The organism is Candidatus Liberimonas magnetica, from assembly GCA_020523885.1.
GTDB classification, from domain to species: domain Bacteria; phylum Elusimicrobiota; class Endomicrobiia; order Endomicrobiales; family JAFGIL01; genus Liberimonas; species Liberimonas magnetica.
This window is the reverse complement of the sequence record JAJAPY010000001.1, coordinates 140,346-157,598: the sequence shown is the minus strand read 5'-3', so window position 1 is coordinate 157,598 and position 17,253 is coordinate 140,346. Positions and strand designations below refer to the sequence as shown.

The following is a 17,253-nucleotide window of genomic DNA, read 5'->3' as shown; positions in this document are numbered from 1 at the left end:
CATCGGTAATGGCTGGTATTTTATTTATACAATATTTCAAAAATAAAAGCAAAAAGGAAATAGGTCTCCGCTCAGCAGGCTGGGTGGAAGTGTCAGGTTAAAATATTTTATTAAACCTCTTGACAAAAGAAAATTAAAATGCTATTAGTATAGTAAGTTAGTAGACATAGTAGACTTTTGTTAGGCCAATAAACATTTACTGGAGGAGCAGGATGAAGATATCTTTTAAAGGCGACTATGCACTTAAAATAATACTCGACCTGTCATTGTCTTACAAAAAAGGGCTTTCCCAGATACGGGATATTTCAAAAAGGCTGGATATCCCGGAAAAATATTTAGAACAGATAGTAACCATATTAAAAGGCGCGAAATACATAAAAACACAAAGAGGGCCGAAAGGCGGGATTTCCCTGTCCAAAGCTCCAAACCAGATTACCTTAGGCGAGGTTATCCGCTTAATGGAGGGCCCCACATCCCCTGTCACCTGCGTAAGCAAATCGTGCTATACAAGATGTAACTTTGAATCAAAGTGCTCCTTTAAAAGCGTTTGGGAAGATGTCCGAGACAGGGTTAATGAAGTAGTGGATAAAACAACATTTCAGGATATGGTAGAAAAAACCATTAAAATGAACAGGAAAAACATTTTAGACTATAACATATAATTCGTTATTTAAATTATTCTTATCAGGGTTAAATAAAATGGAAAAAAAGACTATAGAGATTACTAATCCCAACGGATTACACTTGCGAGTCGCTTCTGAAGTGGTAAAAATATGCAACGAGCATAAATCGAAAGTTGTCTTGTCGTGCAAAGACTGCGCCGAAGCAGAAGGTTGTTCCGTATTAAGTTTGTTGATGCTTGGAGCAAAAAAGGGCGACACGATTACCATAAGCGCCGAAGGCGCTGATGCAAAAGAAGTGATAAGCGCCATTTCCAGTTATTTTTCAGATGGCGCAGGCATCTAAGGAGGAATATGAACATGTATAAAACAAAACGAATGTGTTGTTGTTTAAACAGCCTGCTATAAATATAAAATAAGAAAACCTAATTATAAAGTCTGCCTTACGGCAGCAAGGAGCTAAAAGATGAGTAAAATTGATGCAAAATTAAGAACAGAAACCTTAGCTTTACACGGAGGGCAGGAACCTGACCCTACGACAGGCTCAAGAGCAGTGCCCATTTACCAGACAACATCCTATCAGTTCAAGGATACGGACCACGCTGCAAGACTTTTCGGCCTGGCTGAGTTCGGCAACATCTACACAAGGTTAATGAACCCGACAACCGATGTTCTTGAAAAAAGGGTAGCGCTTCTTGACGGCGGAGTTGCGGCTTTGGCTGTGGCAAGCGGGCAGTCCGCTATAACCCTGGCGGTTTTAAACATTGCGCAGGCCGGCGACGAGATAGTTTCTGCCGATAACCTCTATGGCGGCACATACACCTTGTTCCAAAATACTTTCAAGAAATTCGGCATAAAGGTAACATTTGTAAAATCTAATGACCTTGCCGGGTTTGAAAAAGCGATCACCCCTAAAACAAAAGCCATCTACGCAGAATCCATAGGAAATCCAAAACTAGACATCGCCGATCTTGAAGGGATTTCAAAGATCGCACACAAGAACGGCATACCGCTTTTGCTCGACAACACTTCATCTCCCTACACGTTAAGGCCCATAGACCATGGTGTGGACATAGTGGTCTACTCAGCCACAAAGTTTCTCGGCGGGCACGGCACATCGATAGGGGGCGTAATTGTGGATTCAGGGAAGTTTGACTGGACGAACGGGAAATTCCCCCTTATAACCGATCCGGATCCCAGTTATCATGGGTTGAAATTCGTGGAGGCATTGAAACCGATCGGCAATATCGCTTACATAATTAAAGCCAGAGTAAATCTTTTGAGAGATTTAGGGCCTGCGCTATCACCGTTCAACGCATTCCTTCTGCTTCAGGGTATAGAGACACTGCATTTAAGATATCCGAGGCATTCAGAAAATGCTCTTGCAGTTGCAAAACATCTTGAAAAACATCCGAAAGTAAGCTGGGTGAATTACCCTGGCCTGGATTCAAGCCCGGAAAAAGCAAGGGCGGCCAAGTATCTCAAAAAAGGAGCAGGCGCGATAATAGGATTCGGTATAAAAGGTGGAATTGCAGCCGGAAAGAAATTTATCGAGGCTTTGGAGCTCTTTTCTCATCTTGCCAACATAGGCGACGCGAAATCTCTAGCCATTCACCCTGCTTCCACTACGCACTCCCAGCTTTCACCGGAAGAACAGGTCTCTACGGGCGTAACGCCTGACTTCATCCGCCTTTCTATCGGCCTTGAACATATAGATGATATAATCTCGGATATAGACCAGGCATTGGGAAAAACAACAAACTAAAATGTTATGAGTCTTGGGTCCTGGGTCTTGAGTCTTTGACACACGACTCAGGACGCAGGACTAGAAAGGAGAATATATTATGGCAAAGATATATGATGATATAACAAAAACAATAGGCAACACACCTCTTGTACGGATAAATAAACTGGGGAAAGATACCGGCGCTACTATATTGGCAAAGTTGGAATCATTCAATCCTCTTTCAAGCGTAAAGGACAGAATAGGCATCGCACTGATCGAAGATGCTGAAAAAAGAGGCGTACTAAGAAAAGATTCGGTTATTATTGAACCGACAAGCGGAAATACCGGTGTTGCCCTGGCATTCTGCGCTGCGGCAAAAGGCTACAAACTTATACTTACAATGCCGGAAACCATGAGCATGGAACGCAGACAGCTTTTAAAGATATTCGGCGCCGAGCTTGTGCTTACAGACGGCACAAAAGGGATGAAAGGCGCGATAGAAAAAGCAGAGGAGCTTATTAAAACTACTCCTAACAGTTTCATGCCTCAACAATTCAACAATCCAGCGAACCCGGAAATACACAAAAGGACCACGGCAGAAGAGATCTGGAAAGATACGGATGGAAAAATAGACATATTCATTGCCGGCGTAGGCACCGGCGGAACCATAACAGGCGTAGGAGAGGCGCTTAAGAAAAGAAAACCAGCAGTGAAGATAATAGCTGTTGAGCCTAAAGATTCGCCTGTACTTTCCGGAGGCAAACCAGGCCCGCACAAAATACAGGGTATAGGCGCAGGTTTTGTGCCCGGAGTTTATAACAAGGAAATCGTTGATGAAATAATCCAGGTAACGAATGAAGACTCAGGAGAAACATCAAGAAAACTAGCTAAAGAGGAAGGCCTGCTTGTAGGTATATCAAGCGGGGCTGCTTTTTGGGCTGCGCTTGAAATTGCAAAAAGGCCGGAAAACAAGGATAAGACTATCGTCGTACTTCTGCCAGATACGGGTGAGCGGTACCTTTCAACGTGGCTTTTTCAGTAACCGGCAGGTATGAGCTATGGCAAGATACAATAACATACTTGAAGCTATAGGAAGGACTCCTTTGGTCAGGATAAATAATATCACGCAAGATATTAGATCGGAGATTTATGTTAAAGCCGAGTTTTTAAATCCCGGAGGCAGCATAAAAGACAGGGTCGCGCTTGCTATGATAGAAGCTGCGGAAAAAGACGGCCTCATAAAACCTGGCGGTACGATAATTGAAGCTACAGCAGGAAATACCGGCGTAGGGCTTGCCATGACCGCGGCAGTAAAAGGTTACCACTCCATATTCGTAATGCCTGATAAAATGAGCCAGGATAAGATTAATCTTTTAAAATCATACGGGGCAGAAGTAGTAATAACTCCGACCTCTGTCCCCCCGGACTCTCCGGAAAGCTATAACAGTGTAGCAGACCGTCTTGCGCAGGAAATACCTGGGGCATATAGGCCTAATCAATTTGAGAATGCGAACAATCCTCTTTCCCATTATATGGCTACCGGGCCTGAGATATGGGTTGATTCAGAGAAAAGAATAGATGTCCTTGTTTCCGGAATGGGTACAGGCGGGACTATCTCAGGGACTGCAAAATATTTGAAAGAAAAGAATCCGCATATAGTAATCGTAGGGGCAGACCCGGAAGGATCCATACTTTCGGGGGACTCGCCAAGACCTTACAAGGTTGAAGGCATCGGAGAAGATTTTATTCCTAAAACATTCAATAGACAGCTTGTGGATGAAATGATACGAGTCAGCGATAAGGAATCTTTTAATGCTGCGAGGCGGCTTGCCAGGGAAGAAGGGATACTGGCGGGTGGGTCAGCCGGGACTGCTTTTGCGGCTGCCTTAAAATACGCAAAAAGACTTGAAGACCCGAAATTTATAGTTGTTTTGCTTCCTGACACAGGAAGGAACTATTTAAACAAGATATTCTCTGACTCCTGGATGCAGGAAAACGGTTTCTGGGAAGGCAGGGAAAACAGGCCGGTAAAAGTTAAGGAACTATTGGATGCCAGAAGGAATCTGCCGCCTCTTATTTCAGTGCAGCCGCACGAAACTCTTGCTTCTGCGGTCAAGCTTATGCACAGGTACAATATATCCCAGCTCCCTGTCATTGATAACAGAAAAGTCATAGGAAGCCTGAACGAAGCATCTGTAATGAAAAACTTGTCCGACGGGATAGATTTTTCAAAGCAGAACATAAGCGCTGTTATGGGTAAACCCCTTCCACACTTGCATGAAGACCAGGAGATTTCCGAGGCCTACAGGATACTTCTTTCAGGAAGCTCAGGTATCATCGTTCTAAGAAACGATGAAAATCCTGTAGCGATACTTACCAGGTCAGATATTATAGATTATTTGATCACACGGAAACAGGAGCACATCTATGAAATTTGAAACACGCGCCATTCACGCCGGCCAGAATCCCGACCCCGGGACGGGGGCGGTGATTGTGCCGGTATATCAGACATCCACCTACGAACAGGATGAAATTGGAAAGCATAAGGGCTTTGAATACACAAGGACGGGTAACCCGACCAGGAAGGCGCTTGAAGAGGCGCTTGCGTCGCTTGAAAACGGAAAATATAGTTTGGCGTTCGCATCAGGTGTTGCAGCGACAACCGCAGTATTAAGCCTTCTTAAGAAAGGTGACCATATAATCGCGGGTGATGATATTTACGGCGGAACTTACCGCTTGATTGAAAAAGTATTTAGGCGCTGGGGGTTAGAGGTTACCTATGCCTTGGCTGATAAAATCGAATCATTTAAACGGGCGATAAAAAAGAACACCAGGCTTATATGGATAGAAACACCTACCAACCCGCTTCTCAAGGTAATTGACATAAAACTCCTGGCTTCAATAGCAAAAAAAAGTAAAACAATTTTGGCTGTAGACAATACCTTCGCAAGCCCATATTTCCAGAGGCCTCTTGCGCTTGGAGCAGACATCGTTGTGCACAGCACCACAAAATATCTTTCCGGCCATAGCGATATAATCGGGGGCGCCGTGATAACCTCAGATGAGGCCTTATATAAAGACATCAAGTTTTACCAGAATGCGGCGGGAGCTGTGCCTGGCATCTGGGACTCGTGGCTTGTCTTAAGAGGGATTAAAACCCTTGGAGTACGGATGAGGCAGCACCAGTCAAACGCTACCGCTATAGCCTATTTTCTTAAAGGCCATAAGAAAGTTGAAAAAGTATATTATCCTGGTTTAAAAACTCATCCAAATCACGGTATTGCAAAAAAACAGATGGACGGCTACAGCGGGATTATAAGCTTTGAGCTAAAAGAAGGATTCGATGCCGTAAAACAATTTGTTTCAAGGCTGAGGATATTTACCCTTGCAGAAAGCCTGGGTGGTGTTGAATCCCTTGTCTGTTATCCACCTTTGATGACCCACGCTTCGTTTTCAAGGCAGGAACGGGTGAAACGCGGGATTAAGGATAACCTTTTAAGGCTTTCCGTAGGCATAGAAGACATAGCCGACTTGAAAAATGACATTGAAAATGCCCTTGATTTTTGACTTAATTTATGAATAAATGATATTATGCTATAGTTAATTGGAAAGGATAAACATGGAAAATAAAAAAGAAGGCATTGGTGAAGTAGAAACCAAATATTATACTTTTGCCCAGCCTCCAAACGAACTGGTACTTGAATCCGGCCATAAACTCGGGCCTATTACAATCGCGTATGAAACTTATGGGAACCTGAACAGACAAAAAGATAACGTTATACTTGTCCTGCATGCTTTTTCCGGTGACGCTCACGCAGCGGGTTACTTAAAAAGCGAAGAAAAGCCAGGCTGGTGGGATGACATGATAGGCCCAGGCAAGGCATTTGATACGGACAAGTATTTTGTTATATGTTCAAACATAATAGGAGGATGCAAAGGCAGTACCGGACCTTCTTCGATTAATCCTTCTACGAACAAACCCTACGGGCTGGATTTCCCGCATATAACGATCCGGGACATGATAGAGGCTCAAAAACACTTAATTGAGCATTTAGGTATCGATAAGATCCTTTGCGTGACAGGCGGCTCAATGGGCGGGATGCAGGCGCTTCAATGGATAGCCTCATACCCTGAAAAAGTTTTATCCTGTATACCTATAGCCACGACCTTAAAACATTCCCCCCAGCAGATCGCCTTCGATGAAGTAGGGCGGCAATCGATAATGGCTGACCCGTCCTGGCTTAACGGTAACTATTACGAAAAAGGCCAGCCCGTAAGAGGGCTTTCCGTGGCCCGCATGATAGGCCACATTACTTATATGAGCGATCAGTCCATGGAGGAAAAATTTTCAAGAAGGCTAAAGGACGAAAATTACAGCTTCAGCTTCAAAACGGATTTTGAAGTGGAAGGCTACCTCCGCTACAGGGGAGACAGCTTCGTTAAAAGGTTTGACGCAAATTCCTACCTTTATATCACTAAAGCCATGGATTATTTTGACCTCTCAGGAAAAAAACTGACCCAAAAAGACAAGAAACACGACATCAAGTTTCTCGTCCTTTCCTTTGAATCGGACTGGCTGTACCCGTCATACCAGTCAAGGGAGATAGTAAAGCAGATAAGGAAGAAATATATTGATGTAATGTACTGCGAAATAAAGTCAACCTACGGCCACGATTCGTTTTTAGTTGAAGTTGACGCTCAAACAAATCTAATAAAACATTTTTTAGATAAAATTAAAGGATAAATTTGTGACAAACATTGTAAGGCTTGACTATAGGATAATAGCCGATATCATACAAGAAGGTTCCCGCGTTCTTGACCTTGGCTGCGGCAGCGGCGAATTGATCGAATACCTGGAAAAAGAAAAAAAGGCAAAAGTCCAGGGCATAGAAGTGGATGAAAAAGCCATCCATGACTGCATAGAAAAGGGCTTAAACGTATTCCACTCCGATATTGATTCCGGGCTTCCTGATTTTCCCGATAAAGCCTTTGATTACATAATCCTTAACCAGAGTTTGCAGCAAATAAAGAAGATAGACTTTGTTATGGAAGAAGCTTTCCGCGTGGCAAAAAACGTTATTATAGGTTTCCCGAACTTCGCCCATTATAAAGCCAGGTATATGCTCTCTATTCAGGGCCGCTCACCGGTAACAAAATCCCTGCCATACCAGTGGCATGATACCCCGAATGTCAGGTTTTTAAGCGCCGCTGATTTTAAGCGGTTCTGTAAAGAAAAAAATTTCAATATACTTGAAGCGCATTTCCTGGGCAAAAACAGGGAAATCCATTTTCTACCGAACCTTTTTGCTTACGATGCGATTTTTGTGCTGTCAAAATAATCTTAGTGGCGACCCCTCCGGCTGAAGCCGGAGGCTCCTTAAATCTGTCGCCCTCTCGGGACGAATGCGAACGCATTCCTCCCCCGTCTGAAGACGGGGGATTCCATGCCGCGGGATAAAAGAAATTCAAGGCTATGTTCTAGCCCGCGCTCAACGGGCATCCCGGCCGAACCAATGGATGCCTTATGCTGGTATACACACGATTTGAGAATAAACCCCTTCTTTTCAGCTCGCCCAAAGCTGTCATTTCCTGCAATACTCCTTCGGATCTTAAGAGAGCTTTTGAAGCCCTTGAGTCCCTGCTTGACAAAGGTTACTACATCGCGGGATTTTTATCTTATGAGGCAGGCTACGGTTTTGAGGACAAACTGAAACTCGATAAAACCTATAAATTCCCGCTTCTTTATATGGGGTGCTACAGCCGGCCTGTACCAGCAAAGGATTTCCTTAAAAAAGCATCCGGTACTTTCCGAGTAAGCGGGCTGAAAACATCTCTTTCTTACGAAGATTACCAACAGAATATACGCCGTATCCATGATTTTATTTCAATAGGCGATGTGTACCAGATCACCTATTGTATAAAAATGAAATTTCAATTTGAAGGCAGCGAAACTTCTCTTTTTTCAAGGCTCCTGCATGACCAGCCCGTGCCGTACCCGGCATACATCGAAGCTGACCGTTTTAAGGTAGTGTCATTATCGCCGGAGATGTTCATGAAAAGAAACGGCAGGCTCACCAGCACAAAACCGATGAAAGGGACCTGGCCCCGCAGAAAAAACCCTGTGCTTGACTTTGCCGCGCGTTTTCAGCTCAAATATGACTTAAAAAACCGCGCTGAAAATGTCATGATAACAGACCTTCTAAGGAACGACCTGGGCAGGATCGGAGAAGATGTAAATGTTACGCGCTTGTTCGAAGTCTCATCATACAAGACTTTATATCAGATGACCTCAAGCATTGAAGCAAAGGTCAAAAACAATATCTCAGTTTATGATATTTTTGCTTCCTTATTCCCCTCAGGCTCAGTTACTGGAGCGCCCAAGATACGTGCCATGGAGGTCATACGCGAAATAGAAACAGAAGAGAGGAACATCTATACCGGCGCTATAGGTTTTATAGCTCCGGACAGGAGTTTCTATTTCAATATCCCGATAAGGACACTGCTTCTTGAAGGAGGGAAAGGAGAGATGGGGATAGGCGGAGGTATTATCTGGGATTCCACCCCCCAAGGCGAATGGGATGAAGGCATATTAAAAGCCAAATTCCTGACGGATATTTCAGTGCGCTGAATTTTTTGACTTTTTCTCTCTAAAGATGTAATATATTTTTATATGAGCAAAGTAATTATTGAAACCGACAGGTGTAAAGGCTGCACTCTCTGCATAGAAGTCTGCCCTAAAAAATCACTCATAATTTCAAAGGAATTCAACAAAAAAGGCTACCATCCGGCTGTCCCTATAGCAGAAAACGGCTGCACAGGCTGCGGTTTCTGCTACCTGATGTGCCCGGAAGTCTGTATAGAAGTACATAAAGATAATGCAAAGTGAAAAGTGCAAAATGCAAAATAGTATTAAACAAAAAATAACTGCTGAATGATAAACAAATGCAAAATAATATTTCTGAAAGATTATTAGACTTTGCAGCACAAATAATTAAATTGACATCTCACTTTTATGACAGAGTAGAATTAAGGATTATAGGAAAACAAATTATTAGGTCAGCAACATCCAGCGGAGCTAATTATGAAGAGGCTTGCAGCGCTGAAAGCCGTTTGGATTTTGTTCACAAGATGCAAATAGTCCTTAAAGAATTAAGAGAAACTACGTATTGTCTAAAACTAATTGAAAGAACGAATTTAGTAAAGAATTTAAGCATTTTAACATTAAATAAAAGAATGTGAAGAATTAACCAAAATAATTGCAAAATCAATAATAACAGCAAAGAAAAGTAAATAATTTTTCAATTTTCAATTTGCATTTTGCAGTTTGCATTGAGTCAGTTATGAATAAGATATTATTAAAAGGAAACATAGCCTTATGCGAAGGGGCTATCGCGGCAGGATGCCAGGCCTATTTCGGCTATCCTATTACGCCGCAAAACGAGGTACCTGCTCACATGTCAAAAAGAATGACTGAGCTTGGCCGCGTGTTTTTGCAGGCAGAGTCCGAGCTTGCTGCTATAAACATGGTGCTCGGTGCTGCAGGTACAGGCGCCCTTGCCATGACTTCCTCTTCTTCGCCCGGGATATCCTTAAAACAGGAAGGCATATCGTACCTGGTGGGATGCGAGCTTCCGGCTTTAATAGTCAATGTCCAGCGCGGCGGTCCGGGCCTGGGCAATATTGCTGGTTCTCAGGGCGACTATTTCCAGAGCACAAAAGGCGGCGGCCACGGAGACTACAGGATGCTAGTCCTTGCGCCGTCAACAGTACAGGAAATGTATGATTTTGCAAATATGTCCTTCGGCCTTGCCTTTAAATACAGGAACCCGGTCTTAATCCTTGCAGACGGTGTAGTAGGCCAGATGATGGAACCGGTAACCATAGTGACCAGTGACCAGAAACCAGTAACCAGTAAAGACCAACAACAAATAGCTTGGGCTTTGACCGGGGCAAAAGGCAGGCCTCCGAGGTTTCACAGGTCGCTTTTAATGGACGATGGAGCACTTGAAAAGCTTAATTGGAAGCTTAATGAAAAGTATAATAGTATTAAAAAAAATGAAGTTAGATATGAGTCTGAAAACATTGAAGATGCGGATATAATACTCGTTGCTTTCGGTATAGCTGCAAGGGTCGCAAAGGTCGCAGCAAGAAAAGCAAGAGAGCAGGGAATAAAAGCCGGCTTAATACGGCCCATAACGCTCTGGCCGTTCCCTGAAAAAGTAATAGCTGATAATGCAAAACCCGGAAGAAAGTTTCTGGTTGTAGAAATGAACCTGGGCCAGATGGTTGAAGATGTCCGTCTTGCCGTAAACGGTAAGTGCCCGGTTGAGTTTTTAGGCAGGCCCGGCGGCGGGCTTGTCAATGAACAGGAAGTGCTTCAAGAGATAAAAACAATTGCAAAATGAAAATTGCAAAGTGCAAAATGCAAATTTAAAACCTTAATAATAATCTTTATTTTTCATTTTTTATTTTGCAATTTGCATTTTGCATTAAATCAGTTATATGAAAAGTATATTAAGCCGTCCTTTATCGCTTAAATCAAATGAGCATTTATACTGCCCCGGCTGCGGGCACGGGATAATCCACAGGCTTGTGGCAGAAGTTATAGATGAGCTTGGGGTAAGAGAAAAAACCATAGGTATCGCTCCTGTAGGCTGTGCTGTATTCGCTTACGATTATTTCAATGTTGACGTCACAGAAGCGCCTCACGGCAGGCCTCCTGCGGTTGCAACCGGGATAAAAAGGGTGTTGCCGGACAGAGTTGTATTCACCTATCAGGGTGACGGAGACCTGGCAGCTATCGGCACCGCCGAAACAGTACATGCGGCGAACAGGGGTGAAAATATAACTGTTATTTTCGTAAACAACGCTATCTACGGAATGACCGGCGGCCAAATGGCGCCGACCACCCTTCTTGGCCAGAAAACGGCTACCACTCCCGCAGGAAGAGATCTTAAAAGAGACGGCCCCCCTTTGAAGGTCTGCGAACTCTTGTCTCAGACACAGGGTGCGGCATACCTTGAAAGAGTTGCTGTTAATAACCCTAAAAATATAATCAAGGCTAAGAAGGCGATAAAGAAAGCTTTTCAGAACCAGATAAATAATAAAGGGTTTTCCTTGGTTGAAGTCCTTTCCATGTGCCCTGTCAACTGGGCAATGACACCAAACGAATCTATCAAGTGGATAGATGAAGTATTTTTAAAAACATTCCCACTTGGCATTTATAAAGATAAACAATAAAATGAAAGAAAATATGATTTCTGAAGAAATAATCATTGCTGGTTTTGGCGGGCAGGGGGTCCTTCTTACAGGCATGATACTTGCCCAGGCTGCACTTGAAGAAGACAAACATACCACCTGGTTCCCGTCCTACGGCGCAGAGATGCGCGGCGGTACGGCTAATTCATCCGTTATCATATCCGACGAGGAGATAGGGTCTCCTGTTTTTGTAAACCCATCAACCCTGATAGCTTTAAATGAACAGTCTTTAAACAAATTTCTTCCGAAGATGAAAAATGGTTCTATGATAATATATAATTCTTCTCTGGTTTGTAAAAAACCAAATATACCGGATGTAACTGTAAAACCTATCCCGGCAACCGAGCTTGCTGATAAACAGATTAAAAATGTAAGGACGGCAAATATGATAACTCTGGGTGTGTTTTTAAGGTCAAAAAATATCCTTAGCTTAAACAGCGCAAAAAAAGCCTGCGAAAAAGCCTTTCCGGATAAACCAGAACTAATAAAAGCCAATCAGGCAGCATTGGAATTGGGATACAACTTTAAATAAATGCTTATTGACATAATTCAACATTGAGCACAATAAAGCCGTCTTTGCGAGCCGAAGGCGAAGCAATCTCGAAGTTACTATATAGCTTGCTCCGGCAAAAGGTGGCTCTCAAGGACTCTCAATAAGCATATAAAATGGAGTTAAAATGAAAATACGGAAAGCCAAAGTAAGAGATGTGAAAGCTATACATGCCTTGATAAATCATTTCGCGCAAAAAAGAGAGATGCTGGCAAGGCCGTTAAGCGAAATTTATGAGAATATCCAGGAGTTCGTAGTAGCCGAGGAAAAAGGCAAAATAGCCGGCTGCTGCGCTTTGCATGTATCCTGGGAAGACCTCTCAGAGGTAAAGGCCCTGGCTGTTGACGAGAAATTCCATAAAAAAGGGCTCGGGTCAAAACTGGTGTCAGAATGCCATAAGATCTCAAAGAACCTCGGAGTAAACAGGGTATTCTGCCTTACCTTTGTGCCTAACTTTTTTGAAAAAATAGGTTATAAGAAAATAGCAAGGGAAGAGCTGCCTCATAAGATCTGGGGTGAATGCGTCAGGTGCCCTTTTTTCCCGGACTGCGGCGAAGTCCCGCTCGCAAGGCAGTTATAAGCTATAAGTTTTAAGCTATAAGCTTTAAGAAAAATCAAAACCATTAAATGCAGTTGCCTTTTCTTATAACTTATAGCTGGTTTAATCTGTTAATTCTTCAAGGTTGGCATACTTTACTACAAGTTTCTTCCACTGCCCTGTATCAAATAAAACAACAACTTTTAAATCGTCTCCTGAACCGGATTTATCTATGATCCTCCCCAGGCCGAATTTTTCGTGTTTTACACGGGATTCAAGCTGGAACGGCCCGGAATTAGCCTTGGTAGGAGCGGGCTCAGGGCTATAGGATGAAACGTTTCTTTTTATTTCAGGCATGCTTGCTCTTTCTTCTATAAATACTTTTGCCTCGTCAATGAACCGTGACCTCATGTTCCAGCGGGTTTTGCCGAAAACCGTCCTCTCCTGTGCCCAGCTTAAATAAAGGTCTTCTTTTGCCCTTGTCATTCCGACATACATAAGCCTTCTTTCTTCTTCGAGTTCATCCATATCAAAGGCAGATTCGCCTATAGGAACAAGCCCCTCTTCAAGCCCGGTGATAAAAACCGTCCTGAACTCCAAACCTTTAGCAAGATGGAGCGTCATCAGAGTTACCTTATCGAAAGTATCCTTCCACTCGTCTATATCATTTACAAGCGATACCTGGGTCAAATAACCGGATAAGGATTTATCGGGCGAGCGTGCTTCAAACTCGCCTATCGCGGTCAAGAGTTCGTATATGTTCTCGATCCTGTTCTGTGCCTCAGGTGTGTCTTCAGCCTCAAGTTCTTTTAAATAACCTGTTTTTTCGATTATTTTTTCAGTTATCTGTCTTATAGTCAGATTGTTTTTTGAAAGCCTCAGCTGATATATCATTTCTTTGAATTCAAGGATAGATTTTCTTGCAGAAGGAGTCGCTTCAATCGAGCTCATGTGCTCAAGAGCATACCAGAGAGAAACACCTTTATCTTTTGAGGCCTGCTCTATCGATTTAAAGGCAGTTTTACCGATTCCTCTTTTAGGCACATTTATTATCCTTGCAAAACTGATGTTGTCGTTCGGGTTATGGAGAAGCCTGAGGTAGGCCATCAAGTCTTTTATTTCCTGCCTGTCGTAAAACCGCACGGAGCCGACTATGGCATAAGGTATGCCTGCACGCCTGAAAGCGTCTTCAAGGACTCTTGACTGGGCGTTAGTGCGGTAAAAGACCGCAAAATCATTGAATTTTTCATTCTTGTTATTTTTCAGGTACTCTATCCTGCTTACAACGCTCTGGGCTTCTTCGATAGCTGTAGCTGATTCATAAAGCTTAACATCATTGCCCTCTTTTTTGCTCGTCCAAAGTTTTTTATCTACGCGTTTCTCGTTGTTTTTTATTACGTTCCAGGCGGAATCCAGTATATTAGATACAGAGCGGTAATTCTCTTCGAGTTTTATCATCTTACACTCAGGATAATCATTTTCAAATTCAAGGATGTTCCTTACGTCTGCGCCGCGCCAGGAGTAGATAGACTGGTCGTCATCGCCTACAACACAAAGGTTCTTGTGTTTTGCCGAGATATATTTTGTAAGGAGGTACTGGGCGTGGTTGGTGTCCTGGTACTCGTCTACCAGGACATGGGTGAACCTCTCCTGATATTTCTGCCTTAACCGCTCGTCATCACGCAAAGCCTCTACCGTAGACAAGAGCAGGTCACCGAAATCAAGAGCGCTTGCCTCTTTAAGTTTGTTTTGATAAAGCTTGTAAACCGTCGCCACAATCTGCCTGAAAGTGTCAGCGGATGTCTGTGCATGTATTTCAAAGGAGTCAGCGTCAAGCATGTCGTCCTTTGCCCTGGATATTATCTCTAATATCCTTGCAGGTTTATACTTTTTGTCGTCAAGGATAAGCTCTTCTATGCACTTCTTTATAACGTTCTTCTGGTCAGTATCGTCATAGATCAGGAACTGAGGGTCAAGCCCGATATTTTTTGCTTCTACCCTTAAAAAATGAGCGCAGAAAGAATGGAAAGTTGAGACCCACACGGCTTTGCCGAGCGAAGGTACCAGGTTGTCTACCCTTTTCCTCATCTCTTCGGCTGCTTTATTGGTAAAAGTAACTGCCAGGATGTGATAAGGCGATATCCCCTGATTGAGCATGTGGGCTATACGGTAAGTGATGACGCGGGTCTTTCCAGTGCCTGCTCCTGCAAATATTATCAGCGGCCCGTTTATATGGAGCACCGCATCCTGCTGCTCCTTGTTAAGTTGTTCCAAAAATGCGTTAGTCATAATTTGTTTAAAAGATTATAGCAAATACTTAATGAAGTGTTAAGCCGTAAGTTGTAAGCTATAAGAAAATAAGGCAAGTGTTAAATTTAGATAGGGTTATTAATAATTATTTATTGAGTTTTCCACCGACTAAATGAACATTATGAAGATAATTATTGATATTTTTTTCTTTACCAAATAAATCTTTACGCATTACAATTACCATCTCTCTTAATAATTGATCATGTTTTTGTAGCCACTCTTGAGATAATCTATTTATTTCCTTATTACTTGGTTTTACAAAATCATGAAAATCCATCACTTTTTCAACAACTTCAGGGCTTCCCATTACTATAAGAGAATTAAACGCCTCAGACATTTTTATTAGTGCTTCATCACTTTTATTATCTATTGCGACATCGCTAAGGGCTTTAATAAACGACTTATAGTATTCTTCTTTTAACCTACGTTCTTGTATTTTTATTTGTTGTTGTTTGGCAAAGTAATAAGATAAAGAAGCAGTAACAACAGATGCTATTAATCCAATAACAGCAATAATTACTGAAATCATTTATTAACCTTCCCTATTTCAATTTAAAAATATCTTCTTTGGTCAGGCCGCATTGGCGGAGGATGGCAAGCAAAGTACCTTTGGCTAATTCGTCATGAAGAGGAACTACTGTTCTAAATTGTTCTTTACTTAAACTAACATGGCTGCCTTTTTGTCGAATAATTTCAAATCCGGCTTTCTTTAATACTTTTATTAAATTATGTCCTGAAAGTATTGGAAGCTTAACCATTTTAATTATCTAACGGCAATTTCAAAGGGATATATAACCATTTCACCTTTGCTTTCAGGGATATCATCTTTACTAAAGCTTTCAAGATAAAGTTCAACTGCCTCTTTTAAGTTCTTCTGGGCTGCTTCAATGGTTTTTCCCTGGCTGACTACATCCAATTCAACGCAGTGAGCTACATACCATTTTTTTTCTTTAGTAATAACCGCATTAAATCTTTTGTTCATAAATTATTTCTCCCACATGCTACACATAATACATTTAGATTATATAATAAGCTTCTGGGTGTGTCAATTAAAATTTGCCGCTTGAAGGACAAAGGTAATTCAGGAAACAGCCGGGGCAGTCCGGGTTTCGGGCTTTACAGATTTTTCTTCCGTGGGATTGCAGGAGGTAGGAAAAAGCAAACCAGTCTTTTTTCGGCACTATCTTCATCAAGTCTTGTTCGATCTTTTCAGGGGCTTCATTTTTGGTGAACCCTAATCTTTGTGAAAGCCTTATAACATGAGTGTCTACTACTATCCCCTCGATTATCCCGTAAGCGTTGCCCAAAACTACATTTGCAGTCTTTCTTGCAACACCGGGGAGGGTCAATATTTCTTCCATCTTATCCGGGACTTTGCCTTTAAAATTCTTCAATATCAGTTTTGCTGAATTTATGATATTTTTAGCCTTGTGCCTGTAAAAACCCGTTGAACGTATGTCCTGCTCAAATTCTTTCAGGTCCGCATTTGCGTAATCGTCGAGTTTCCTGTATTTCTTAAATAAAGCCTGTGTAACTATATTGACCCGCTCATCCGTACACTGGGCTGAAAGTATGGTAGCAACAAGTATCTCTAAAGGGTTGGAATAACTTAACGCAACCTTTGCGTCCGGGTATTCTTTTTTTAATCTTTTTATTGCTTCTAAAATATTGTTTTTCATGGAATTGAACCTTCGCAAAACAAGCTGAGCGATATCAAAGACTTGTCATCGCGAGGCCACCATGGGTGGCCGTGGCGATCTCGACGTTGCAAGATCATTTTCGAGATTGCTTCTCCCTCTTTGAGGGATCGCAATGACCTGAAAAGGAACCACGTAGCAAGCTATGTGGAATAGTCAAATTAAAAAAAGAAATAGCCGCAGGTTTTTGATTAGGAACCTGCGGCTATTGTTTACTAATTTATTCTTCTATTTTAATAGCTTCAAGCGGGCAATCCTTTGCTGCCTGTTTCACGCTTTCCTTATTCTTGTCATTAATATTCCTTTGCTTTGCCACAGCCAGGTTCTCGTCCATATCAAAAACATCCGGGCAGGTAGAAACACATAATCCGCAGCCGGTACAGGCTTCCTTGTCAATATAAACCTTCATTTTACACCTCCATTAAATTCAGGGATAAGCAGTAAGAATTGAAGTAGTTTCTTACCCCTTACACCTTACCCCTTATCACTGGTTTTATTTTCTTTTTATGTTAGCGATTATATCATGTTGCTTTTGCCATGTCAACAATTATCTT

The 17,253-nt window shown here is 42.3% G+C and carries 21 protein-coding genes; 15 read left to right on the top strand and 6 right to left on the bottom strand.

The annotated features are described in order from the left end of the window. Positions 1-212 precede the first annotated feature (212 nt). The 15 genes from LHV68_00495 (at position 213) to LHV68_00425 (ending at position 12,734) form a co-directional block, all read left to right on the top strand. Entirely contained in the window at positions 213-662 is a 450-nt protein-coding gene (locus tag LHV68_00495; GenBank protein ID MCB4790345.1) for an Rrf2 family transcriptional regulator, read from the top strand. 37 nt (positions 663-699) lie between these two features. Next, positions 700-966, top strand: a complete 267-nt coding sequence (locus tag LHV68_00490; GenBank protein ID MCB4790344.1) for an HPr family phosphocarrier protein — start codon at positions 700-702, stop codon at positions 964-966. 120 nt (positions 967-1,086) lie between these two features. Next, the gene (locus LHV68_00485; protein MCB4790343.1) at positions 1,087-2,385 is read left to right on the top strand and encodes an O-acetylhomoserine aminocarboxypropyltransferase/cysteine synthase; all 1,299 of its coding nucleotides are present in this window, start codon (positions 1,087-1,089) and stop codon (positions 2,383-2,385) included. 79 nt (positions 2,386-2,464) lie between these two features. Continuing rightward, positions 2,465-3,388 carry a cysteine synthase A gene (cysK, locus tag LHV68_00480; protein ID MCB4790342.1) on the top strand — a complete coding sequence of 308 codons (924 nt, stop codon included), beginning with the start codon at positions 2,465-2,467 and terminating at the stop codon, positions 3,386-3,388. 16 nt (positions 3,389-3,404) lie between these two features. Then, complete coding sequence (locus tag LHV68_00475; protein MCB4790341.1) at positions 3,405-4,784, top strand: cystathionine beta-synthase; 1,380 nt, start codon at positions 3,405-3,407, stop codon at positions 4,782-4,784. Then, a complete protein-coding gene (locus tag LHV68_00470) occupies positions 4,774-5,913 on the top strand; it encodes a cystathionine gamma-synthase (GenBank protein MCB4790340.1) in 1,140 nt (379 codons plus the stop codon). Before LHV68_00475 ends, LHV68_00470 begins: the two co-directional genes overlap by 11 nt. Positions 5,914-5,965: 52 nt before the next feature. After that, on the top strand, positions 5,966-7,090 hold the full coding sequence (locus tag LHV68_00465) for a homoserine O-acetyltransferase (protein ID MCB4790339.1): 1,125 nt from the start codon (positions 5,966-5,968) through the stop codon (positions 7,088-7,090). Positions 7,091-7,094: 4 nt separating this feature from the next. Next, complete coding sequence (gene metW / locus LHV68_00460; GenBank protein MCB4790338.1) at positions 7,095-7,685, top strand: methionine biosynthesis protein MetW; 591 nt, start codon at positions 7,095-7,097, stop codon at positions 7,683-7,685. A gap of 185 nt (positions 7,686-7,870) precedes the next feature. After that, a complete protein-coding gene (locus tag LHV68_00455) occupies positions 7,871-8,974 on the top strand; it encodes a chorismate-binding protein (protein ID MCB4790337.1) in 1,104 nt (367 codons plus the stop codon). Positions 8,975-9,016: 42 nt separating this feature from the next. Then, on the top strand, positions 9,017-9,232 hold the full coding sequence (locus LHV68_00450; GenBank protein ID MCB4790336.1) for a ferredoxin family protein: 216 nt from the start codon (positions 9,017-9,019) through the stop codon (positions 9,230-9,232). A 56-nt stretch (positions 9,233-9,288) separates the two neighbouring features. Further along, positions 9,289-9,585: a four helix bundle protein gene (locus LHV68_00445; protein ID MCB4790335.1), complete on the top strand. Its 297-nt coding sequence runs from the start codon at positions 9,289-9,291 to the stop codon at positions 9,583-9,585. A gap of 101 nt (positions 9,586-9,686) precedes the next feature. Beyond that, positions 9,687-10,751, top strand: a complete 1,065-nt coding sequence (locus LHV68_00440) for a 3-methyl-2-oxobutanoate dehydrogenase subunit VorB (GenBank protein ID MCB4790334.1) — start codon at positions 9,687-9,689, stop codon at positions 10,749-10,751. A 97-nt stretch (positions 10,752-10,848) separates the two neighbouring features. Then, entirely contained in the window at positions 10,849-11,586 is a 738-nt protein-coding gene (locus LHV68_00435) for a thiamine pyrophosphate-dependent enzyme (GenBank protein ID MCB4790333.1), read from the top strand. Position 11,587: 1 nt separating this feature from the next. Further along, positions 11,588-12,136: a 2-oxoacid:acceptor oxidoreductase family protein gene (locus tag LHV68_00430; protein ID MCB4790332.1), complete on the top strand. Its 549-nt coding sequence runs from the start codon at positions 11,588-11,590 to the stop codon at positions 12,134-12,136. Between the two features lie 145 nt (positions 12,137-12,281). Beyond that, positions 12,282-12,734, top strand: a complete 453-nt coding sequence (locus tag LHV68_00425; protein MCB4790331.1) for an N-acetyltransferase — start codon at positions 12,282-12,284, stop codon at positions 12,732-12,734. Between the two features lie 81 nt (positions 12,735-12,815). Here the strand turns inward: LHV68_00425 and LHV68_00420 are convergent, their stop codons facing one another. The 6 genes from LHV68_00420 to LHV68_00395 form a co-directional block, all read right to left on the bottom strand. After that, a complete protein-coding gene (locus LHV68_00420; GenBank protein MCB4790330.1) occupies positions 12,816-14,981 on the bottom strand; it encodes a UvrD-helicase domain-containing protein in 2,166 nt (721 codons plus the stop codon). Positions 14,982-15,087: 106 nt separating this feature from the next. Then, positions 15,088-15,531 (bottom strand): hypothetical protein, encoded by a 444-nt coding sequence (locus LHV68_00415; protein ID MCB4790329.1) that lies wholly within the window; start codon positions 15,529-15,531, stop codon positions 15,088-15,090. Positions 15,532-15,544: 13 nt separating this feature from the next. Next, positions 15,545-15,760, bottom strand: a complete 216-nt coding sequence (locus tag LHV68_00410; GenBank protein MCB4790328.1) for a type II toxin-antitoxin system HicA family toxin — start codon at positions 15,758-15,760, stop codon at positions 15,545-15,547. Between the two features lie 5 nt (positions 15,761-15,765). Further along, on the bottom strand, positions 15,766-15,984 hold the full coding sequence (locus LHV68_00405) for a type II toxin-antitoxin system HicB family antitoxin (GenBank protein MCB4790327.1): 219 nt from the start codon (positions 15,982-15,984) through the stop codon (positions 15,766-15,768). Positions 15,985-16,051: 67 nt separating this feature from the next. Further along, a complete protein-coding gene (gene nth / locus LHV68_00400) occupies positions 16,052-16,681 on the bottom strand; it encodes an endonuclease III (protein ID MCB4790326.1) in 630 nt (209 codons plus the stop codon). Positions 16,682-16,919: 238 nt separating this feature from the next. Then, the gene (locus LHV68_00395; protein ID MCB4790325.1) at positions 16,920-17,108 is read right to left on the bottom strand and encodes a ferredoxin; all 189 of its coding nucleotides are present in this window, start codon (positions 17,106-17,108) and stop codon (positions 16,920-16,922) included. Positions 17,109-17,253 lie beyond the last annotated feature (145 nt).